Annotated in this window: 17 protein-coding genes; 5 read left to right on the top strand and 12 right to left on the bottom strand. The window is 61.5% G+C overall.

All coding sequences use genetic code 11. The features are described 5' to 3' along the window. Nucleotides 1-47: 47 nt before the first annotated feature. The 11 genes from BN976_RS23850 to BN976_RS23800 all read right to left on the bottom strand — a co-directional run bounded on the left by BN976_RS23850 (nucleotide 48) and on the right by BN976_RS23800 (nucleotide 13,620). Nucleotides 48-1,106 (bottom strand): BtrH N-terminal domain-containing protein, encoded by a 1,059-nt coding sequence (locus tag BN976_RS23850; RefSeq protein WP_005086581.1) that lies wholly within the window; start codon nucleotides 1,104-1,106, stop codon nucleotides 48-50. 49 nt (nucleotides 1,107-1,155) lie between these two features. Further along, nucleotides 1,156-2,301 carry an acyl-CoA dehydrogenase family protein gene (locus tag BN976_RS23845; RefSeq protein ID WP_005086582.1) on the bottom strand — a complete coding sequence of 382 codons (1,146 nt, stop codon included), beginning with the start codon at nucleotides 2,299-2,301 and terminating at the stop codon, nucleotides 1,156-1,158. A gap of 38 nt (nucleotides 2,302-2,339) precedes the next feature. Continuing rightward, the gene (locus BN976_RS23840) at nucleotides 2,340-3,959 is read right to left on the bottom strand and encodes a fatty acid--CoA ligase (RefSeq protein WP_017205326.1); all 1,620 of its coding nucleotides are present in this window, start codon (nucleotides 3,957-3,959) and stop codon (nucleotides 2,340-2,342) included. Nucleotides 3,960-3,985: 26 nt separating this feature from the next. Continuing rightward, a complete protein-coding gene (locus BN976_RS23835) occupies nucleotides 3,986-4,639 on the bottom strand; it encodes a transglutaminase-like domain-containing protein (RefSeq protein WP_011560574.1) in 654 nt (217 codons plus the stop codon). After that, the gene (locus tag BN976_RS23830) at nucleotides 4,636-6,093 is read right to left on the bottom strand and encodes a cytochrome P450 (RefSeq protein WP_011560575.1); all 1,458 of its coding nucleotides are present in this window, start codon (nucleotides 6,091-6,093) and stop codon (nucleotides 4,636-4,638) included. The genes BN976_RS23835 and BN976_RS23830 overlap by 4 nt, the downstream gene beginning before the upstream one ends. 145 nt (nucleotides 6,094-6,238) lie before the next feature. Next, the gene (locus BN976_RS23825) at nucleotides 6,239-7,738 is read right to left on the bottom strand and encodes a flavin-containing monooxygenase (RefSeq protein WP_017205328.1); all 1,500 of its coding nucleotides are present in this window, start codon (nucleotides 7,736-7,738) and stop codon (nucleotides 6,239-6,241) included. Between the two features lie 76 nt (nucleotides 7,739-7,814). Then, on the bottom strand, nucleotides 7,815-8,780 hold the full coding sequence (locus BN976_RS23820; protein ID WP_012296509.1) for an alpha/beta hydrolase: 966 nt from the start codon (nucleotides 8,778-8,780) through the stop codon (nucleotides 7,815-7,817). Then, the gene (locus BN976_RS23815; RefSeq protein ID WP_011560579.1) at nucleotides 8,777-10,294 is read right to left on the bottom strand and encodes a flavin-containing monooxygenase; all 1,518 of its coding nucleotides are present in this window, start codon (nucleotides 10,292-10,294) and stop codon (nucleotides 8,777-8,779) included. The genes BN976_RS23820 and BN976_RS23815 overlap by 4 nt, the downstream gene beginning before the upstream one ends. 44 nt (nucleotides 10,295-10,338) lie before the next feature. Next, on the bottom strand, nucleotides 10,339-11,832 hold the full coding sequence (locus BN976_RS23810; protein WP_011560580.1) for a flavin-containing monooxygenase: 1,494 nt from the start codon (nucleotides 11,830-11,832) through the stop codon (nucleotides 10,339-10,341). Continuing rightward, nucleotides 11,829-12,752 carry a hypothetical protein gene (locus BN976_RS23805; protein WP_005086594.1) on the bottom strand — a complete coding sequence of 308 codons (924 nt, stop codon included), beginning with the start codon at nucleotides 12,750-12,752 and terminating at the stop codon, nucleotides 11,829-11,831. The genes BN976_RS23810 and BN976_RS23805 overlap by 4 nt, the downstream gene beginning before the upstream one ends. A gap of 13 nt (nucleotides 12,753-12,765) precedes the next feature. Further along, nucleotides 12,766-13,620 carry an SDR family NAD(P)-dependent oxidoreductase gene (locus BN976_RS23800; protein WP_011560581.1) on the bottom strand — a complete coding sequence of 285 codons (855 nt, stop codon included), beginning with the start codon at nucleotides 13,618-13,620 and terminating at the stop codon, nucleotides 12,766-12,768. 197 nt (nucleotides 13,621-13,817) lie between these two features. Here BN976_RS23800 and BN976_RS23795 point away from each other — a divergent pair, with 197 nt between their 5' ends. Continuing rightward, nucleotides 13,818-14,381 (top strand): TetR/AcrR family transcriptional regulator, encoded by a 564-nt coding sequence (locus BN976_RS23795; protein WP_005131302.1) that lies wholly within the window; start codon nucleotides 13,818-13,820, stop codon nucleotides 14,379-14,381. A 181-nt stretch (nucleotides 14,382-14,562) separates the two neighbouring features. Here BN976_RS23795 and BN976_RS23790 read toward each other — a convergent pair whose 3' ends face one another. Next, entirely contained in the window at nucleotides 14,563-15,432 is an 870-nt protein-coding gene (locus BN976_RS23790) for a metal-dependent hydrolase (RefSeq protein ID WP_011560583.1), read from the bottom strand. Between the two features lie 69 nt (nucleotides 15,433-15,501). On the opposite strand from BN976_RS23790, the gene BN976_RS23785 reads away from it, so the two are divergent. The 4 genes from BN976_RS23785 to BN976_RS23770 all read left to right on the top strand — a co-directional run bounded on the left by BN976_RS23785 (nucleotide 15,502) and on the right by BN976_RS23770 (nucleotide 21,369). Then, on the top strand, nucleotides 15,502-16,176 hold the full coding sequence (locus BN976_RS23785) for a TetR/AcrR family transcriptional regulator (RefSeq protein WP_011560584.1): 675 nt from the start codon (nucleotides 15,502-15,504) through the stop codon (nucleotides 16,174-16,176). 343 nt (nucleotides 16,177-16,519) lie between these two features. After that, on the top strand, nucleotides 16,520-18,121 hold the full coding sequence (locus BN976_RS23780) for an acyl-CoA carboxylase subunit beta (RefSeq protein ID WP_011560585.1): 1,602 nt from the start codon (nucleotides 16,520-16,522) through the stop codon (nucleotides 18,119-18,121). Between the two features lie 5 nt (nucleotides 18,122-18,126). Then, complete coding sequence (locus BN976_RS23775) at nucleotides 18,127-20,160, top strand: ATP-binding protein (protein WP_005116476.1); 2,034 nt, start codon at nucleotides 18,127-18,129, stop codon at nucleotides 20,158-20,160. Between the two features lie 54 nt (nucleotides 20,161-20,214). Beyond that, on the top strand, nucleotides 20,215-21,369 hold the full coding sequence (locus BN976_RS23770) for an acyl-CoA dehydrogenase family protein (protein WP_011560586.1): 1,155 nt from the start codon (nucleotides 20,215-20,217) through the stop codon (nucleotides 21,367-21,369). The last annotated feature ends 5 nt before the right edge of the window (nucleotides 21,370-21,374 follow it).

Here is a 21,374-nt window from a genome sequence, read left to right as displayed (position 1 = left end):
ATCTGCTGGGTCGCAACCAGTTCGGCTTGCTCCGAAGCAATCAGAACTCATAGGAGTAGATCTCCTGCCTCCCTCAGCGCCTCCGCGAGTCGACGTTCGGCTGTCGGCAATTGCGCAGCCACGGACGCGGCGCCGCTCGCTCTTCGGTGCGGATCTGCACCGCGGTCATAAGCGGCGTGCGCAACCGCGGTCCACAACTCAGATGCGGTCTTTGCAGCCTCCGCTGCTTTAAACGCAGGTTCGAAACTCAACTCTTCAGCGACGCGCCGACATCCACGTGCTTGCAGATCTCGGAACAGACCGCCTCCGGTTCCGGCTTTTTCGATGAAGGCGCTCAGCGCAAACAAGGCTCCGTCGAGGGTGTCGTCGTCAAAGATCTTCGGCCACCGCTTGAGATCCTCCACAAAAGTCGATACCCCTGGTAGCCCACGCACCTGAATTTCACAATCGGAGTCCTCGGTGATCGGCGCGCTCACACACGAACCCTGCATCGCGTCCGCGGACCTACGGAAGGCCGACCGGGCAGCATTGCCGAGATCTGGTGCCGCGCCGGGCCACTCGACTACGTAGGTGGTGTGCCGCGTGGGGACGGGAAATCCCGTCGATGCCCGCGCCTTCCGTAGATTCTCGTAAGGCACGGCTTGAGGTGTATCGCGATCGTTATCGACCACGAAGGCGAGTTCCTCGTCGTCGTCGTACCCTACGATCACGACATCGTGCCGGCTCATACTCAGACGCGTTCTCAGATAGGGCAATTCGGCGATGTCAGTCCACACCATGACCGGCGTACCGGCATCGATCTGTTCGGTCACCCATTTCCACCCGAGATCGGGGTCGTCTGTCGAACGACACTCGAAGCGCGCGCCCAACCGGGTCAAGTATTCGTCTTCGAGGTCCGCGCTGCGTCCAACGAGGTAGATCGGTGGACGTAGGTGGGCCGAGCGAACATACGAGAAGTCGAGGGCCCCGCCGAGAGCAAACACGATGCCTTCGTCCGGGGTGTCATCACCCCAACGGATCCCGGCCCATTCGGTCAAATCCCGAAGAGCCCCCGATCCGCAGTGGCCGCCCATGTCGTGGCGATACGGCACCACCATCGATGCCATCAGTCCTCCTCCTCTAGATGACTAACGTGCGGGCGGCAACTCCTCTGAGTCATAGGGAACGCGAGATGATTTCCTTCATCACCTCGTTCGTGCCGGCATAGATTTTTTGCACGCGCTGATCCACCCACAACCTCGAGATGGGGTACTCGGTCATGTAGCCATATCCGCCGTGAAGCTGCATACAGTCATCGAGTACCTTCATCGCTCGCTCAGTGGTCCACCACTTCGCCATGGCGACGGTCTGCACGTCGAGTTGACCCGCAAGGTGCAGGTCGATGCAGTAGTCGAGGAACACTCGTGCGATGCGCGTTTCTGTCGCGGCTTCAGCCAGCGTGAACTTGGTGTTCTGAAAGCCAAAGACAGGCCGACCGAACGCCTCCCGCTCACGCGTGTACTTGAGCGTCTGCTCCAGGGCAAGTTCCATCGCTGCGACAGCCCCCACCGCGACGATGAGTCGCTCTTGTGGCAGCTGCGTCATCAGCTGAATGAAGCCCTGTCCCTCAGACTGGCCCAGTAGATGCGAGCGCGGAACTCTCACTTCATCGAAGAACAACTCGGAGGTGTCCTGGCCGCGCTGGCCGATTTTGTCGAGAACCTTGCCGCGCCGGAATCCCGCCCGGTCAGCCTCGACAACGATCAAAGAGATGCCCGCAGCGCCCTGGCTCGGATCTGTCTTGGCAACAACGATGATGAGGTCGGCCTGTTGGCCGTTGGTGATGAAAGTCTTGGAGCCGGTGATCACGTACTCGTCACCGTCCAGGAGGGCTTTTGTCTTGACGCTCTGCAGATCGGACCCGGTCCCCGGTTCTGTCATGGCGATCGCCCCGATCATTTCACCGGACGCCATCTTGGGAAGCCACTGCGCGCGCAGCTCTTCAGTCGCGTACTGCAGGATGTAGTGGGCGACGATTCCGCTGTGCAGTCCCGCGCCCCATGAGCTGTCACCTATGCGGGCCTGCTCTTCAAGCACGACCGCTTCGTGCGCGAAAGTGCCACCGCCTCCGCCGTATTCCTCAGGTATAGACATGCAGAGCAGGCCCAGCTCGCCTGCTCGGTTCCACAGTTCTCGGTCGACGTGGTGCTGGTCTGCAAAGCGGTTCGCATGCGGCGCCAATTCGGCCGAGAAGAACTTCGCAGCGAGGTCACGAAGCTCGAGTAATTCGGCATTCATCCAGGGAGAGATTGGTGAGGACATGATTACCTTCCGACTGTTGGAATTCCAGGGATTTGACGTTATGACGTTTCGATTTCGATGAGGTATTCGCCGGCAGAGTGGCGCGCACGGATGACCTTTTTGTCGTACTTTCCGACGCTCGTCCTCGGAATATCGGACACGAAGCTCCATCGCTCGGGAATCCACCATTTGGCGACTTTGTCCGCAAGGAACGATCGGAGTTGGTCAATGTCAACGTCGGTTCCGGGGTGGACGACGACAAGCGCCAACGGCCTTTCCTGCCATTTATCGTCCGCGACGCCGACTACCGCCGCTTCGTACACGGCAGGGTGGCCGATCAGCGTGTTTTCCAGCTCCACCGAGGAGATCCATTCGCCACCTGACTTGATGACGTCTTTCGAGCGGTCGGTCAGTGTCAGATAGCCCTCGGCGTCGATCTTGCCCACATCACCGGTACGCAGCCATCCTTCGTCGAACTTCTCCGTATCGTTGTTTCCGAAATAGGACCCGGTGATCCAGGGACCGCGCGCCTGGATCTCCCCAACTGATTGCCCGTCCCACGGCACGTCTTTCCCGTCGTCGTCCCGCAACCGGATTTCGACACCGCAGATCGGTCGGCCCTGGGATGCGCGCAGCTCCCAGCGCCGCGTCGCGTCGGCTCTGTGAGCCGGACGTGCAACGGTCGCCAACGGAGAGGTTTCGGTCATACCCCAGGCCTGCACAATGGGCACGTCGTACTTCTCTTCGAATGCCCGCATCAACGAAAGCGGAACAGCAGACCCCCCGCACGCGACCAGCCGTAACGAAGAAATGTCCCGCTCAGGGTGCGAATCCAGATATCGGTCGACATCGTTCCAGATCGTCGGCACTGCACCGGCCAAGGTCGGTCTGGTGTCTTCGATGATCGACACCAACGGTTCGGCTTGGAGATACCGGTCAGGCAGTACCAGATCCGCACCGGACATCAACGCTGCGTAAATAAGCCCCCACGCATTGGCGTGAAACATTGGGACGATGGCCAGCACACGGTCGGCCTCGCTGACTGACAAAGCGTTAGCTGTGCAGGCGGTCAGGGAGTGAAGGTACGTCGAACGGTGGCTGTAGACGACGCCTTTGGGATCTCCGGTGGTACCGCTCGTATAACACATGGCCGCGGCGGACAGCTCGTCGAGCTCAGGCCAGTCAAATGATTCTTCTTGGCCGGCAAGCACTTCCTCGTAACGCAGAACGGTCTTCCCGCATCCCTGGAGCGGGGCAAGGTCGCCCTCTCCGGTGACGATGACGGTGTGCACCGACGCCATCGCTGGGAGCGCGCGCGCCAACAACGGGGCAACCGAAGCGTCGACTAGGACGATCTGATCGCTCGCGTGATTGGCGATGTACGCCAGTTGCTCTGGGGCCAAACGAATGTTGAGCGTGTGCAGGACCGCGCCCATGGAGGGAATCGCACAGTAGGCCTCCAGATGTTCCTGGTTGCTCCACTGGAAGGTGGCCACGCGTTGGTCTGCCGTGACGCCAAGACTGCGCAGCGCATTGGCAAGGCGAGCCACTCGCGCCAGCACAATGCGGTAAGGCGTTCTCCGATATCCATTTCCGGTCGGAGTGACGACCTCGCTGTCACCGTGTATGGCTGCCGCATGCTGGACGATCGCCGACACCGTGAGCGGAACATTTTGCATTGTGCTTTGCATCGTGTAGTGCCCTTTCAGGCGAAGAGGTCGGGACGGCTGTTCGGCTGATCGATGAATGTGCCGTAATGCGTTCTCAGTGCTTGCAGGATGTCTGCTAGGGGTAGATCGTCGTAGGCTCCCCGGTCGCGCAGATACTCCATGTGCTGGGTGCCGTCAGCGGTGAAACCATGGAGTAGCGCGTCGCTACGGCCGTCGAATTCGATCGGCGAGACACCGAAGCGTGCGCACAGCTCGCGATTGAACGCCGGGGTGGCCTTTACCCACGCACCGTTGAGGAACATGAGACTGTAGCCGTGGTAGACGAAAACGTCGCTACCACCCATCCGCTCGCGCAATGCCTTGGTCTGGAGGTGGTTTCGGACGTCGGCGAACCCCAGCCGCGCCGGGATTCCCGCCGCTCGGCACGCTGCAGTCAAGAGCACGGCCTTCGGGACGCAGTAGGCCCGTTCTGCGGTCGCGACGGTGCTGGCGCGATACGCGTGCGGGTTGTCGGTCACCGTGTAGGGGTCGTACCAAATGGAGTCACGGACCGCGGTGAAGATGGCGATGGCCTTCTCGGTGTCGCCGCAGGCACCACGGATCGCCGATGACACGAAGTCACGTACCGAATCTTGTTGCCAGTCAAGAAACTCCGTGGGTTCGAGGTAGGGGCTGTGGTCGACGGTCATCGGCGCTTCATCTCCAACGGAAGTCCGTCCACCGGAATGGGCAGCGAGGTGTTGTCCCATCGGACGTGATAGTTCTCCGGAACCTTCCAAGTGAACGAACGCAGCATCCTGTGCAGGATTGCTTTGACTTCGAGCGTCCCGAATTGCATGCCGATGCACTTGTGCGCTCCACCTCCGAACGGAACCCAGGCGAATCGGTGGTGTTGGTCTTCGCGCCGAGGCTCGTCGAAACGTGAGGGATCGAACCGCTCCGGATCACTCCAGATCGTTCGATCGAAGTGATTCACGGCAGGCGTTATAGCGCATAACGTGTTCGAGGGGATGTGATATCCATCGATGGCGACATCTCGAACCGTCTTGCGCATCACCAGCGGAACAGGTGCAAGCAGTCTGAGCGCTTCCTTGATCACGAGGTCGATGACCGTCATCTTCTCCAGGGCCTCGATGTCCGGCAACCCGTCACCGATGGCCGCGGCTTCCGCAGCCGCAGCCTCCTGCCACTGCGGATACTTGGCAAGGAAATAGGTGACCGCTGTGGTGGTGATCGTCGAGGTGTCGTGGGCCGCCATCATCAAGAAGATCATGTGATTCACCACATCCTCGTCGGAAAACCGCTCCCCGTCTTCGGTCGTGGCTTGACAGAGAGCAGCGAACAGATCCTCCGTTTCACCGGCTCGCGCGGCCGGCAGATGCCGGAAGAAGTAGTCCTCCAAAACGCGCCGCCCTTGCACACCAGCGCGGAATCTGGTTCCCGGAAGCGGAGCACGCACAAGGGAACTCGCCGCCCGGACCGTAGCGACGAACGCCTTGTTGACAGCATCGCTCTCGTCCTTGCCGCGGCCGCCCATGAAGACGTCGGTAGCGATGTCGAGGGTGAGTTCCTTCAACAGTGGGTAGATTCGAACCGACGGGCCCACCGGCCACGCAGGCACTGCCGAGCGAACGCATGGCGTTACCTGTTCGACGTATCCGGTCAGGCGCGGACGCGTAAACGCCTCCTGCATGATGCGCCGGTGCATCAAGTGCTCGTCGAAGCTCATGAGCATCAAACCGCGATGGAAGAAGGCGTCGATCAGGAAGGACCAGCCATCCTGAGAGAATGCTTTCGCTTCGCTCGTGAACGCCTCTCGAGTGGCGTCAGGGCCGGCGATGACCACCATCTTGGTGCCGAACGCGCCCATCCACGACACCGAACCCAGACGGTCGTAGCGCTCTCGACTGAAATCCGAGCCGAATCGGATGTAGTCGAGCGTGTGACCTACGAAGGGCAGTCCGGCATCCCCCCGGACGGCTTTCAATCCACTGCCCGCGGGTGCCGGTGCCAGTTCACGAACCGGCCAGTCCCGGCTCCATCGACGCCATCTGTCGTCGACGGCGTGAGGCGCGGGGACCATGATCACAGAGGACAACCGCTCCTTCACGTGGTGCGCAGGTGCGAGAAGGTGATTCGTCATGGTTCCTCCTGGACGCTGGGCCGCTTTGACGGCGTCCACCAGTCTTTACAAAGATGCCATTGATGTCAATATCTAGACATTATTGGCCTAGCGGTTAAGTGCGCGTCTCGTGCCCTTAGTCGGCCAGGCTCGGTTCTGCAGGGTCTCAGACCTTTAGACGCCCGACGTTTCTCAAGACGTAATCGCCGCTGTGCGGCTTCCGGGTAAGGAGTCGATAAACCAAGGTAGGCCCCGGCCAGTTCGTCGGGATTTCCCCGCTCGAGGTTCGATACCAGCTCGCACACAGCGCCCACACCGACCTCCGTAGTCGCCTTCTCAAGCGCGTGTTGTAGCGTTGCGCGCTCTCCGTCCTGACATCGATCGCATGACCCGGATGAGCAGCCACGGCTTTGATGAGCGTTGCGATGTGACGGACTTGTGACTCGATCATGTAGAGGATCGACCCCGAGCCCACATTCGTGTTGGGACCATAAAGCAGGAACAGGTTCGGGAACATGGGGACAGTGATGCCCAGATATGCGTACGCCTGGGTCTTCCACACCTCGGCCAAGGAGACTCCGCGAGAGCCGCGCACGGACATCGGGGCGAGAAAATCGGTGGCGCGAAACCCGGTTCCGTAGATCACGACATCTGCAGGACGAAACTCTCCATCCACGGTCTTGACACCGTTGTCGCAGAGCTCTGCGATAGCCTTCGGCACCAACGACACGCGATCACTCGCGATTGCTGGATAGTAATCATTCGAGAACAGCACTCGCTTGCACCCTGGCGCGTCCGAAGGCATCAATTGCTCGCGCAAAGATGGGCTAGCAACCTGCCGATGTAGGTGGCGGCGCGCGATCGCACCGAGGACGCGTGAGAGGGGCTTCGCGTCGACTAGCGTCACAGCGAGCAACTCGAAAATTAGCCATACCGCGAAACGCTCGAGGCGCAGCGCCATCGGCAATAACTCGCTCACCCTGTCGTGAAGGACTCCATACCTGCTGTCCCACTTCGGCAAGATCCACGGAGCCGTGCGCTGATATAGCGTGACATGCTCCGCCTCCTGGGCGATGTGTGGCACGAATTGGATGGCACTAGCTCCTGTGCCGATGACGGCTACTTGCTTGCCGCGAAGCGAAACCGATCGGTCCCAACGCGCCGAATGAAAGCGCGGCCCCTGGAAGGTGTCTGCGTCGGCAATAACGGGTACGTGGGGCAAGGAGAGCTGACCCACGGCCGAGACGACGACATCGCAGGTTATTGTCTCGTTCGAGTTCGTAACCAGGGTCCAACGCCCTAGCTGGTCATCGAAGGTCATTGCGACAACTTCGGTCTGGGTACGCAGATGCGCGGCCAGTCCGCCACTCTCCACGAGTTGTTGGAGGTACTTGAGTATCTCGGGTTGCTCGGCATATCGCCGTGACCAACGAGGATTGGGCTTGTACGAGAGTGAGTACAACGCTGACGGCACGTCGCAGGCCGCTCCCGGATAGGTGTTGTCACGCCAAACACCCCCGATGTCTGCAGCCTTTTCCAGGATCGTGAAGTTCGTGAACCCGTCCTTCTTCAGCCGGTGGGCCATCGCAACCCCGGCGAAGCCGGCCCCGATGATCACGATCGACGGATCGTATGCGCGACAGGCCGTCGCGAAGTTGCTGCTCATGAGGCAGAGACGACTGACTTCACGCTGCGGCGGTCGAGGTGGTGTAGGTGTAGGAGCATTGCCTGTTCGGACACTTTCACCTGACTTCCGAGGCTTCAAGGAAGCGTCCCGCTCGATGAATCGCGTCTCGGGCTTCGGGAAGAATCCGGAACATAGCCTGGAATACATGGATCTGTCCCCGGTATACCTGGATCTCGACGTGGGATCCAGCTGATTGAAGTCGCTCGGCGAGACGGCGCGAGTCATCGATCAACATTTCTCTCCCGCCCACCTGAATGAGGATCGGCGGCATCGAGGTGAGGTCCGCGTCAAGCACGCTGAGGCGCGGATCTCCGCGATCTGCGCCACCTACGTAGAGGTCAAGAGCGCGCGCCGCTGATTGAGCGGAGGCAAAAGGATCCCGGCGGCGAATTTCACGCGCTCTGGCAAGTTCGCACCTGAGATCCAGGACGGGAGACATCAGCAGCATCGCATCAGGGAGCGGCAATCCAACTGCACGTGCGCCCAAGGCCGTGGCCATCGTGAGCTGACCGCCCGCTGAATCGCCGGCAACCGCGACGGTGCGCTGACAAGAACCCGGGGACCCTCCGCTGGTAAGCCAGCGATACGCATTCAGCGCATCGTCCGCGGCTGCGGGATAGGGATACCGCGGGGCAAGACGATACTTCACTGCGAAGATGGGGCGCCCGCTCGCCGAGGCGAGTTCACCAAGAAGACCGCGGTGCGTCTCCGGCGAGCACATAGAATAGGCGCCGCCGTGGATGTACAGCAAAGGGTTGGCATGCGGATTAATGGCAGGCGTGGTGATCCAGTCCCCACGAACCGGGCCTCCGGCGAATACAGTGTCAACCTTGCGCACTGTGACGCCGCGCCGAGGCCGTGAGGCTACGAGCGCTGTTCGAAGCACGCGATCCATCACCGCAAGTCCGTAGGCGTTTGATGGCATCAGCTGCGCCAGTGGCCGCAGCGTGGTTCGCGAGGACATCGCGACGAGATGACTGGCAAGACTGGGCTGCCAGTCAGGGGCATCCATTCTGGTCACCGGGGACACACCTCTTCGGGCCGATTCTCGAATCGGTAGTCCGAGAGGCGAAAGGTGCGGCTCCGCCAATAGGTCTCCAGAGTCGTTGATGGACGGAGTGGAACGTCACCGTGCCTGTCGAAGTAGTAGCTGTTGGCATTGGAACAGCTCGGCTGCCAGAAAACCTGTCTGTGACGCCGCCTTAGCACTTCGGCGAAATAACGGTCGTTCGCCTCCTTCTTGACCTCCACGCAGTTAGCACCCAGCGCCCGCGCGCGACGAAGACACCGGACGATGTGCCGACTCTGCGCCTCGATGAGCGTGAAGTACGAGGAACCGTTGTAGCCGTACGGGCCGAAGATGTTGAAATGATTCGGAAATCCCGGGACGCTCACCCCTTCGAAGGCCTGCAGTCGATGCTCGTCCCACCATGTAGCCTGCTCCAGCCCGCCGCGTCCCTTCAATACGTAAGTTGGCATGTTGCCCGACTCCATCACTTTGAAGCCGGTGGCCAGGATCAAGACGTCAATGGGATGAGCTTTGCCGTCTCGAGTATGGACGGATGCATGGTCGATATGGGTTATGCCGCTCGTCTCGAGCGAAACGTTGGACCGGTTGTACGTTGCGAGATAGGAATTGTGGAAGCTGGGTCGTTTACAGCCCAACGAGTAGCGCGGAATGAGTTGTTCTCTCGTCGTCGGGTCATGGACCTCACGCCGCATGTACCGCTTTGCGGCGCTCTCCATGACATCGGCGAACGGTATCACCGTATGAAAGTGAGCGGCGATTGGGAAAGTGATTTCCACGAACGCCTGGCTGGCGGTCCGGGTCGCCAATTGTGCCCCCGGCAGGAAATGTAGAAGCCTTCCACCCCACGTCGGTATGGGGAAGTCTGGCTTCGGCAGACAATAAATTGGAGTTCGCTGAAATACCGTCAGACTCTCTGCTTTCTTTGCGACTTCGGGTATCAGTTGCACCGCCGATGCACCGGTACCGATTACTGCAACCCTCTTCCCGCTGAGATCTTTGGCATTGTCCCATCTAGCCGTGTGGAGCGTAACGCCGGCGAAATCTCGCACCCCCTTGATTTCAGGCCACTTTGGCCGACTGAGAACGCCGGAGCAATTTATCACGAAGCGTGCCGTGAACTCCTCACCATTGGCACTGGTCAAATGCCACCGTGTTGCGTTCTCGTCGAAACAAGCCTCGGTAATGGTTGTGTTGAAACGAATATGGTCCCAGAGCCGATACTTTTCAACACATCGCTCGGCATAGGCTTTGAGCTCATTGCCGTGGGCGTACGTGCGCGACCAAGAGGGCCGCATTTCGTATGAGAATTGATAACTGAACGACGGTATATCGACAGCGATACCCGGGTAGGTGTTCCAGTGCCACGTACCACCTACGCCATCGGCGTCATCAACCATCAAGAAGTCGGTAAATCCCGCCTTCATCAAGCTAATGCCAGACCCGATGCCGGAAAATCCAGCTCCTATGATAATTATCTCGTAATTACGGTCGGACTTGCGATCCATTCCTGTATTTCACCGTTCTGACGGTCAGCCCTGCAAACTTGTATTCAGAGTGATTGCGTCAGCTCGACGTGTGTATCGTCGCGCCGGGTTATCACGTAATCATGAGGATCCAAGCGGGATAGTTCTCTCATAAACTGGGTCGCGAAACCTGGGTACATCGTGCCGTTGTAGCCGTCCTCGGTCAAATACCAACTGCTGCACCCCGAATTCCAAGTCGTTCGTCGAAGGCGGCGCTGAATTTCGGAGTGATAGCGGTCCTGACGATCCTCCCTCACATCCAAAGTGCCGATGTCATTTTGCTGAAGGAGCTTGATCGCCTTGACTATATAGTCAATTGCAGCCTCCATATATACGAGCGCCGAGTTGTGGCCTGGCCCGGAATTCGGTCCGAAAGTGAAGAATAAGTTCGGATACCCGGCCACGCTCACGCTCTTGAAGGCAAATGTCCCCTGAGACCATTCATCGCCGAGCTTCCGACCGCCGAGGCCGCTAATCGGGAACGGGGTGCCACGTTTGGCCACATCGAAGCCAGTGGCAAATACGATACAGTCCACTTCGTGCTCGACACCGTCGGCGGTCCGAACACCGTTGGGTGACAATGTGGCGATCGGCCAGCTGATCAGCTTGCAGTTATCCGCCTGTAGCGCAGGGTAATAATCACTGGTCATGAGCATGCGCTTGCATCCAGGCCTGAAATGGGGCGTCAACTGACGTCTCAACCAGGAGTCTTTCACCTGCCGACGGAGATGAGCCTTGGCCGCCAGCTGTATCGCGGACGTCGCGGCGGTGTTCCAGACCATACCCACTGCCATCACTTCGTGGGCCCAAAACCACGCGTCGCGGAGCGCTTGTTCGCTCACCGGCAGGTGTGTGAAGGTCGAACGCGCCCAGGCCGGATGCCTGAAGTTCACCCTGGGCAACACCCAGCCGGGCGTTCTCTGGAAGACTTTGACCGAGGCAGCCGACTTTACGAGCTCGGGAATGATCTGAACCGCGCTCGCGCCTGTCCCGATGACTGCAACCCTCTTACCGCCGAGATCGTAGCCATGGTCCCATCGAGCGCTGTGGATCTTTTTTCCACCGTACGAGTCAATACCCCGAATATCGGGAAAGCTGGCGTTGGCAAGTGGTCCACTGGCCATCACAACTGACCGGGTGTGATACCGCTTTCCATCTGCCGTGTCGGCCATCCAGATGCCGGCACTCTCATCGAATTCCAAGGCAGTCACGTCGGTATCAAACTGGATGAACCGGGCAAGATCGTACTTGTCGACCATATCGTCGATATATTCGAGGATCTCAGCGCTCCCCGAGTAGGTACGAGTCCAGCCCGGATTCGGCTCGAACGAGTAGGAGTAGAGAAGCGAGGGAATATCGCAGGCCGCACCGGGATAAGTATTGTCTCGCCAGGTGCCTCCGACGCGATCTGACCGTTCCAGGATGACGAAGTCATCCGTGCCCTCTTGAAGCAGTCTGATCGCCGCACCGATACCTGCGAACCCGGCGCCGACGATCAACGTCGTCGTGGTGCCTGTCATTTGGCAACCGGTTCGTAGGTCAGTTCGTCCGTCCAGGATGGCGGCCGACCGAAAATCTGAACAGGGAAAACATCGATCGCATTGCCAAGGCGCTGAGACACGAAGTGCAGAGGCTGGGACCGCTTGATGGACGACGACATGTGCGCCTTCAAGATGTGATAGCCGGGCACCCTCCGCGTATGCTCACTGCGATCGCCGACATTGGCATACCGCGTCACTGCGTTGTATAACTTCTCCTCGGACAGACCCATAGCGTTGAGATTCATCAACATGCGCGTCAGGAGCGGGATATACAGCAACGCGCCGGTGAGAATGCGCGGGTCGACAAGAGCACCCGCAGTTTGAATGGCGTGGATTCGCATCGGGCTGGCGCCCAGGTCATTCAAGACCTGGAAGCCAACCGCGAGATGCCTTGATTCGTCGCTGTTGACCTTGTTGAACACCTCCCCGCACACAGGGTCGTCAACCTCATCGAGGAGAAACTTCAGCAGCGCTCCATCGAGCGCAGTCTCCAGTGCCGGAATCGCGGCCCCGATGACGGTCAGGGGCAGGGCTTCCGCATAACGGTCCAGCCATTCGATGACCAGCCGAATATTCTTGTTCGGGACCGGTTTCTCGCCTTCCTCGAGCATGCCCCAGCGACGCATCAAGGCAAGTTCGGCATTGGCGTGACGCTGCTCCTCGGCGTGAAAGTAACGGTAAATGTCTCCGAGCGCTTCGAATGGCGCCTTTGGAGCCATCGCGGCGAAGGCACGTGCTCCAACATGCTCAATCCACACCACGTCGGACATGAATTGCTTGAGTTTGGGACGCTGTTCATCGGTGATCAGTTCCGCGCCAGGGGCGTTCCAATCGATATCGGCAAGAGCCCATTGCTTGTTTTTGATTGTCTCGAGCATGTCACTGTATGCGAAAGCCATTTTCCCTGCTCCTCTACTCGGCTGAATCGTTCCATGAGGCCATGCGCTCCACGAGGCCCAGCGTGCGAGTAAAGGGGCCGGGTAGGGCTCTCTTGAGTTGCCACAAGACTTTGGCATCGAGTTGGGGTACTACATAAATTTGTCCGCGATCGTGCGCGTTCAACGTCGTTCGAGCAACGTGCTGTGGCGAAATGCCGGTCCATTTCATCAGGTTGGCCGCGAGTCTTGCAGCCGCCTCGTCGATTTGAGGATTGTTGACGATGTTCGTCTTCACGAAGGTGGGGCAAAGCACTGTGACGTTGATGTCAGTACCGCTCAGTTCGGCCGCCAATGTCTCCGACAGAGCGAGCACCCCGGCCTTGCTCACGTTGTAAGCCGCCATCCGAGGGGCCGAGCCAAAGCTCGCTGCCGACGCCACATTGATGACTCCGCCATGCCCATTGCTGCGGAGCCGAGGCACAAAAGTCTCGCAGCCGTAGATAACGCCCCAGAGGTTGACAGAAATCGCCGCGTTCCAGTCCTCGATCGACGTCGCGCCGATGCGGTTGCCGCCCGCACCGATTCCGGCGTTGTTGATGACGAGGCTCGCAGCCTTCTCGAACCAGTCTTCGCTCACATCAGCGAGGTTGCGGACCTGCTCAAGATCGGTGACATCGCATTCGATGTCGAAGCCCTCGCCGCCAGCCTGCCTCACCAACTCTGCCGACTCTTTTGCAGTGACGGGATCTTTGTCGGCGCACACCACGCGTCCACCTCGGCGCGCAAGCTCCACGGCGAATGCGCGGCCGATACCGCTTCCTGCGCCCGTGACGACTGCATCGGCGCGGTGCGTTCTGCCTGGTGCGCCGCCGAAGGGCAGCAATCTCATCCGTCTGCCTTTCGGGTCGCGACATGGACGTCTGCTGTGGGGAAACTCTCATCTGGGGGCACCAGCCACCATTGGTGTCGCATGCCACCAGTTTGGTGGTGGAACGAGCACCTTGTCAAGATGGAGAGGTGCGGTCGAGAAACAAGCGCTGGGGTGGTCGGACCGGGGCCGAGCGTCGTGCCGAGCGACGGCAGCAATTGATCGAGGCCGCAACCGAGATTTGGAGTGAGAGCGGTTGGGCCGCGGTCACTATGCGCGGCGTATGCGCCCGCACAGGGCTGAACGATCGATACTTCTACGAGGGCTTCAAGACGCGCGATGAGCTGCTCGTTGCTGCGTGGGATGGCGTCCGCAATGACATGCTCGGCGAGGTCGCCGCGCTCTTCAACGAGCGTGCGAATCGGCCGCCGATCGAAACCATCACCGCGGCGATCACCATCGTGGTCGACCGGATCGCACGCGATCCCGGCCGGGCACGCATCCTCCTCGCTCAGCATGTCGGTAGCTCACCGCTACAAGACCGCCGCGCCGTGGCGCTACAGGAAGCAACGCAGTTGGTCGTTGAGGCAAGCCGGCCACACCTCCGACAAGATGCCGACGAGATAGCCCTTCGCATGGACACCCTGATCGCTGTCGGGGGATTCGTCGAAGTCATCACCGCCTGGCACTCCGGTTTGCTTGCGGTGACCGAGAAAGAAGTGGTCGCGCACACCAGCAGACTTGCTGAAACCCTGGCTCAACGCTATGTCATCAGCGACTGATCGAGGCTCACAACAGGCCAGCCAGCCCCGTGGCGATCGCTGCGAACCGCATTTGCGGGTCCGACCGCCACCTTCACCGGCCACCGAGCACCGAATCCGTGAGTCACCGACGCGTCGCACCCTGTTCGGAAGGAGCGACGCAGGAACGGTGCTCCTGCGTCGCCGCACTTCCGCATCTTTGCTATCCCGACGAAGCGATAACTCGCTGTGAACCGTCTTGGTCGAACAGTTCTTTGCTCCAATGCTCCAGGACCGCGGCGCTGTCCCAATCATCAGGATGGAAACCCGGGCGATTGTAGGAACGGAAACGCCGCAGCGCATCGGCGGTGAACATCGGGGTGCGACTAAAGCGGTACAGACTGCGCACCAGGGTGACCGGGTTATATGAGGCTCTATCAGCGGCCATAGACAAGGCAGTCTGCAGAATGAGCTCGCCGAACAGAATTACTGAAGCGATCCGCATGCCCCGTACACGGGTGCGCTCGGTTGCTCCCACCAGCCGATAGACATCAAAGGCAACCGCTTTGTGCTCCGACTCCTCGAAGGCATGCCACAGCAGAATCGGTCGAACCTCTGTCTGGCCGATGAGCTTCTGGGCGTCTTCGCTGGTAAGAATGATTTCTGCCAGCGTAGCGGTGTAGTGCTCCAACGCGGAGGTCATGGACAGCCGCATTTCCGGCGAAAAGCGCCGTTCCAATCGCTTGATCAAGCGTCCGACATGACGGTCGATTCGCGCGGTCGGATAACCCATGACCTGGAGTCGCTCGTTTAGGAGACGATGCTGGTGTCGATGTGTGGCCTCTTGTCCGATGAAACCCTTGACCGCTGTCTCTAGTTGGGGATCGTCGATGGAACTCTGGAAGTTCCTGACCGAGCGGATGAAGAAATCCTCGCCTTCCGGGAACGTCGCAGAAAGCACCGAGATGAAATGGCTCATCACCAGGTCGCCATCGACAAAATGTTGCCGCTTCGTGGAGGTCGGCATCGGAAACCGAACGCGCCTGGGTTTTGGCAGCACCCGGGTCGGGGTCGGGGCTTGATCGTCCGACATTTGAGGTCCTTCCTCGAAGTTTGGATCTGACTTTATGCCTTGTCAGATAAGACTGCCAGACTGTAGGACATGAGTCCAGCACGTGTCTATGGCGGGCTGTCCGCAACTCAACGCGATGCACAGCGTCGCGTGATGTTGATTGATGCCGCGGTCTCAATCATGGGCACCCACGGAGCTACCGCGTGCACCGTGACCGCCGTGTGTGCGAAATCAGGAGTGACGAGCCGGTACTTCTACCAACAGTTTCGCGATCGAGACGCGCTCTTGCGTGCGGTATTTGCCAAGATCTCCACTACCTTCCAAGCGGTGATAACCAGCGCCATTCCGGACGACACGGTTGCTCCTCAAGAACTGGCTTACGCTCCGATCAAGGCCCTGGTTCAGGTGATCGAGAACGATCCCCGCATGGCCCGCATACTGTTTGTCGAGTCGGGCGCAGAACCCCTCCTTCGGCAGCTGCGAAGCGATCTGATGACCGATTTTGCGGAGCTGGTGCTCAGAGAGGCCCGCTTGCACCTCGATATACCCAGCGATGTGCTCCAAGTCGCAGATCTCGCCGCTACCTACGGTGTCGGGGGCCTGTTCGAGATACTCCGTCGCTGGATAGATGGACAACTGAACCTCTCGACTGAAATGCTCATCGAGCACTGTGCGGGTTTTCTCGGCATTCTCGGCCTGTATACCCTCGGACAGGCGCCTGATCAGGCCGCTCCGCCGCTGGCCAAAGCCGAGGAGACCCGATAGATTCTGGCCGACCGGCGTTATGCACTACTCGGTTGGCTGAAGGGCATGGCGCGACACTGACAATCGCTGCGGGTGTTCACCCGAGATCGCGAACCGTAGACTCCACGCGCGCCGGACGAGGAACTCGATACGACCTCGCACGGGCCCTGTGTGCCGTCCCTCCCCAGTCAATTCCTTCGATCGCTCGATCTGCAGCGAACGCACCGCTTCGATCCTCGCCATTCGACGGAACCACGGCGCGGAACAAATCCGACGCCCGCCTGCGCCGTTGTCACCTGATGTTAATTGCGGCTAACATCAGCGCCTAGTAGATCGACGTCGATGCTCGCCCGGAAGGAAAACTTTGGTACAGGTCCTGCCCGATCGGGTCGACGACACCGCGCCCGGCTATCTCAAGAACCGCGAAGGACTGAGCGCGCAACTCGACACCATCGCGGAGCAACTGGCGCTGGTCAACGGCGGCGGCGGCGCGAAATACGTTGCGCGCCACCGTAAGCGGGGCAAGCTGCTTGTCCGCGAGCGCATCGAGCTGATGCTCGACCCCGACACGGCGTTCCTCGAACTATGCCCCTTCGCCGCCTGGGGCAGTAAGTTCCCCGTCGGCGGTAGCGTGGTGGTAGGCATCGGCGTGGTCGAGGGCATCGAGTCGATGATCATCGCCCACGACCCCACCGTCCGCGGCGGCGCATCGAACCCTTATACCTTCCGCAAGGTGTTCCGCGGCATGGCCATCGCGCGGGAGAACCGACTGCCCATCATCAACATCGTCGAATCTGGCGGCGCCGACCTGCCCACACAGGCAGAGATCTTCGTGCCCGGCGGACAGCTGTTCCACGACTTGACCCAGCACAGCGCAGCGGGGCTGCCGACACTGGCCCTGGTCTTCGGCAACTCGACCGCGGGAGGTGCGTACGTCCCGGGCATGTGCGACTACGTCGTGATGGTGCGCAACCGTTCCAAGGTGTTCCTCGGCGGTCCGCCGCTGGTCAAGATGGCCACGGGCGAGGTCTCCGATGACGAGTCGCTCGGCGGCGCCGACATGCACGCCCGCACCTCGGGGCTGGCCGATTACATGGCCGAGGACGAGCAGGATGCGATCCGCATCGGCCGTCGCATCATGGCGCGGCTCAACTGGCGGAAGAACGGCCCCGGACCCACCACGCCGCCGCACCCACCGGTGCACGACCCCGATCAGCTGCTCGGCATCGCGTCGGTCGATCCGAAGGTGCCCTTCGACCCCCGCGACGTCATCGCCCGAGTGGTCGACGGCTCGGCCTTCGACGAGTTCAAACCTCTCTACGGCACGTCACTCGTCACCGGCTGGGCCTCGATCCACGGCTTCCCGGTCGGCATCCTCGCAAACGCACGGGGCATCCTGTTCAGTGAGGAGGCCGAGAAAGGTTCGCAGTTCATCCAACTGGCAAATCAGATCGACACCCCCCTCATCTTCCTGCAGAACACCACCGGTTTCATGGTCGGTGCCGAGTACGAACAGGGCGGCATCATCAAGGACGGCGCCAAGATGATCAACGCCGTATCAAACAGCACGGTCCCCCACGTGACCATCACCATGGGTGCGTCCTACGGTGCCGGGAACTACGGCATGTGCGGGCGATCGTACTCACCGCGTTTCCTATTCGCTTGGCCTAACTCGAAGTCGGCCGTGATGGGTCCGGCGCAACTGGCCGGAGTGCTGTCCATCGTGGCGCGCGAGTCCGCCGCCGACCGCGGGCTGCCCTTCGACGAGCAGGCCGACGCCCAGATGCGCGCCGCCGTCGAGGAACAGATCGAGCGCGAATCCGTCGCACTGGCCAACAGCGGCCGACTTTACGACGACGGGATCATCGATCCCCGCGATACGCGGACCGTTCTCGGGTTCTGCCTGTCGGTGATCCACAACGGCGAGGTCCGTGGCCAGCGTGGCTACGGCGTGTTCCGGATGTGATGGCGATGCCCAAGATCCGCAAGGTCCTGGTCGCCAACCGTGGCGAGATCGCGCGGCGGGTGTTCCGCACTTGCCGCGATCTCGGGATCGCCACCGTCGCGGTCTATTCCGACGCCGACGCCGACGCGTGGCACGTCGCCGACGCCGACGAGGCCGTGCACCTTCCCGGCTCGTCTGCCGCCGAGACCTACCTCGACATCCACCGGATCATCGCCGCTGCCTCGCTCACCGGCGCGGACGCAGTACACCCCGGCTACGGCTTCCTTTCGGAAAACGCCGGGTTCGCGCGCGCCTGTGCCGCCGCCGACCTCGTCTTCATCGGTCCGCCGCCCGGGGCGATCGACGCGATGGGCTCGAAGCTGCAGGCCAAGAAGACGATGTCCGACGCGGGGGTGCCTGTGCTGCCCGGTGGCGACACGACGGGGCTATCGGCCGAGCAGCTGGCGAAGCTGGCCGCCGACGTCGGCTACCCCGTGCTGGTCAAGGCCAGCGCCGGCGGCGGTGGCCGAGGCATGCGCATTGTCGCGTCGCCGGACGAGCTCGACGAAGCGGTCACCTCCGCTTCGCGTGAGGCCGCCGCCGCGTTCGCCGACGGCACCGTCTTCCTCGAGCGTTACGTCCAGCGCCCACGCCACGTCGAGATCCAGATCATGGCCGACACGCACGGAAACGTCGTCTCTCTGTTCGAGCGCGAGTGCTCCGTGCAGCGTCGACACCAGAAGGTGATCGAGGAGGCGCCGTCACCGGTCGTCGACGACGCGTTGCGCGCTCGGATGAGCGAGGCCGCCATCGCCGCCGCGCGCGCCGTCGGCTACGTAGGCGCCGGGACGGTCGAGTTCGTCTACGACGCCGCTCAGGATGGCAAAGCCGACTCCTTCGCCTTCCTAGAGATGAACACCCGGCTGCAGGTCGAGCACCCGGTTACCGAGCTGATCACCGGCCTCGACCTGGTGCGTGCCCAGCTGCTCGTAGCCATGGGCCGCCCGCTGCCTGAGGAGATGCACAACCCGCGAATTCGCGGTCACGCGGTCGAGGCCCGGCTGTGCGCCGAGGATCCGGCCGATGACTACCGGCCCTGTACCGGCACCCTGCGCACCTTGGATGTCCCGGCGCTTGCCGGCGTGCGGGTTGACTCGGGTTTTCGTGCCGGTTCGGTCATCAGTCATTACTACGATTCGCTGCTGGCCAAGGTCATCGCGTGGGCACCAACGCGCGACGAGGCACTTGCCAGCCTCTCGGCGGCGCTGGCCGGCGCCCGTATTCACGGCGTGACCACCAATCGCAACCTGCTTGTTCGCGTCCTGCGCCATGACGAGTTCGCCGGGCGGGGCACCGACACTGGGTTCCTTGACCGACACGACGTCGCCCAACTCGGCGCTGCCCTCCCAGACACGCAGTCCGAGCGCCTGCACGCCGTCGCGGCGACCGTGGCCGGGGTGGCCGCGCGGCGTGCCGTCGCAACTCTGCAGGCCACGTTGCCCGCCGGCTGGCGCAACAACCCTTCGCAGCCGCAGACCACAACCTGGCAGACCCAGGGCGGGCGCGAAGTGCGCGTCGGGTACACGTTAGGTTCGACAGGGACCTGCCTGCAGGTCGACGACGAGCCGTTGGCCGACGTCGAGGTTGTCGAGGGCAGTAGCGAGCGGGTGGTGCTGCGCGTCGACGGGGTGCGCCGCACTTATGATGTCGTCCTCGACGGCGATGTTGCCCACCTCGACTCGGTCGCCGGCTACTCCGCCCTGCGGCTGGCGCCACGCTTCGTCGACCCGAGCACTCTGAACCCGCCCGGGTCGCTCACCGCGCCGATGCCGGGCTCGGTGATCCGACTACCGGTCGCCGAGGGCGAGACGGTGTCAGCCGGTCAAACGCTCGTCGTCCTGGAGGCGATGAAGATGGAGCACACCGTCGCGAGCCCGATCGACGGGGTGCTGAGCGCCCTGCCGGTCCAGGTCGGCCATCAGGTCTCGAGCGGTGACGTCCTCGCCGTGGTCGAGGCGGTGGACGGCGGTGAAGTGGCGTCGGACGCCACGGAGCTCTAATGAAGCCGGCGCGCTCCCGATCGGTGGCGCGTCGATACCGATGTGAGGAGTGTCATGGAATTGCACGAGACAGAGGAACGTCAGGACCTGCGCAAGGCGGTCGCCGAGATCGCCAAGGACTTCGGACACGAGTACTACCTGGAAAAGTCGCTGGCCGGCGGGAAGAGCACCGAGCTGTGGCAGGCCGTGGGCAAACAGGGCTTCCTCGGGGTGAACCTTTCCGAGCAGTACGGCGGCGGCGGCGGCGGCATCTACGACATGCAGATCGTCGGTGAGGAGCTCGCCGCGGCGGGCTGCCCGCTGCTGATGACCGTCGTCTCGCCGACCATCTGCGGCACGATCATCCAGGCATTCGGCAGTGAGGAACTCAAGCAGCAGTGGCTGCCGGGCATCGCCAGCGGCGAGACGATCATGGCATTCGCGATCACCGAGCCGGACGCGGGCTCGAACTCGCACAACATCTCCACGACCGCGAAACGCGACGGCGACGACTGGGTCATCAACGGCACCAAGTACTACATTTCTGGTGTCGACGAAGCCGAAGCGATCCTGGTCGTCACCCGAACGTCTACCAACGACAGTGGTCGCGGACTACTCAGCTTGCTCGTCGTGCCCACCGATGTCCCCGGGCTCACCAAGTCACTCATCCCGGTGCAGGCGGTCACTCCAGAGAAGCAGTTCACTCTATTCTTCGATGACGTCCGCGTGCCGGCCGCCAACCTTATCGGCGCGGAGAACGAGGGCCTGCGCCAGGTCTTCATGGGCCTGAACCCGGAGCGAATCATGGGGGCGGCGCTCGGCAACGGCATCGGTCGCTACGCGCTGGATAAAGCCGCCGATTACGCCCGCAACCGCCACGTGTGGGGAACGCCGATCGGCTCGCACCAAGGCGTATCGCACCCGCTCGCCCACGCCAAGATCCAGGTTGAGCTGGCCCGGTTGATGACTCAGCGTGCCGCCTCCCTGCACGACGCCGGCGATCCGGGGTCGGGTGAGGCGTCGAACATGGCGAAATATGCCGCAGCCGAGGCGGGCATCCTGGCGCTCGACCAGGCGATTCAAACCCACGGCGGCAACGGCATGGCCACCGAGTACGGCCTCGCCACGTTGTGGGGTCCGGCCCGGCTCATGCGCACCGCGCCGATCAGCCGCGAAATGATCCTCAACTTCGTGGCGCAGCACAGCCTGAAACTGCCCGCGTCCTACTGAGTCGC

The sequence above is a fragment of the Mycolicibacterium austroafricanum genome (assembly GCF_000612725.1).
GTDB lineage: Bacteria > Actinomycetota > Actinomycetes > Mycobacteriales > Mycobacteriaceae > Mycobacterium > Mycobacterium austroafricanum.
Note: the sequence above shows the minus strand (reverse complement) of the source record. Positions and strands in the feature narration are given on the sequence as shown.

Excerpts from the sequence above, each read along its gene's own strand:
- BN976_RS23830 (WP_011560575.1), bottom strand. The coding sequence starts at position 6,093 with ATGACGAATCACCTTCTCGCACCTGCGCACCACGTGAAGGAGCGGTTG.
- BN976_RS23790 (WP_011560583.1), bottom strand. The coding sequence starts at position 15,432 with ATGTCGGACGATCAAGCCCCGACCCCGACCCGGGTGCTGCCAAAACCC.
- BN976_RS23815 (WP_011560579.1), bottom strand. The coding sequence starts at position 10,294 with ATGGATCGCAAGTCCGACCGTAATTACGAGATAATTATCATAGGAGCT.
- BN976_RS23845 (WP_005086582.1), bottom strand. The coding sequence starts at position 2,301 with ATGTCCTCACCAATCTCTCCCTGGATGAATGCCGAATTACTCGAGCTT.
- BN976_RS23775 (WP_005116476.1), top strand. The coding sequence starts at position 18,127 with ATGCCCAAGATCCGCAAGGTCCTGGTCGCCAACCGTGGCGAGATCGCG.
- BN976_RS23850 (WP_005086581.1), bottom strand. The coding sequence starts at position 1,106 with ATGGCATCGATGGTGGTGCCGTATCGCCACGACATGGGCGGCCACTGC.
- BN976_RS23770 (WP_011560586.1), top strand. The coding sequence starts at position 20,215 with ATGGAATTGCACGAGACAGAGGAACGTCAGGACCTGCGCAAGGCGGTC.
- BN976_RS23835 (WP_011560574.1), bottom strand. The coding sequence starts at position 4,639 with ATGACCGTCGACCACAGCCCCTACCTCGAACCCACGGAGTTTCTTGAC.
- BN976_RS23840 (WP_017205326.1), bottom strand. The coding sequence starts at position 3,959 with ATGCAAAATGTTCCGCTCACGGTGTCGGCGATCGTCCAGCATGCGGCA.
- BN976_RS23825 (WP_017205328.1), bottom strand. The coding sequence starts at position 7,738 with ATGAGCAGCAACTTCGCGACGGCCTGTCGCGCATACGATCCGTCGATC.
- BN976_RS23805 (WP_005086594.1), bottom strand. The coding sequence starts at position 12,752 with ATGGCTTTCGCATACAGTGACATGCTCGAGACAATCAAAAACAAGCAA.
- BN976_RS23800 (WP_011560581.1), bottom strand. The coding sequence starts at position 13,620 with ATGAGATTGCTGCCCTTCGGCGGCGCACCAGGCAGAACGCACCGCGCC.
- BN976_RS23785 (WP_011560584.1), top strand. The coding sequence starts at position 15,502 with ATGAGTCCAGCACGTGTCTATGGCGGGCTGTCCGCAACTCAACGCGAT.
- BN976_RS23810 (WP_011560580.1), bottom strand. The coding sequence starts at position 11,832 with ATGACAGGCACCACGACGACGTTGATCGTCGGCGCCGGGTTCGCAGGT.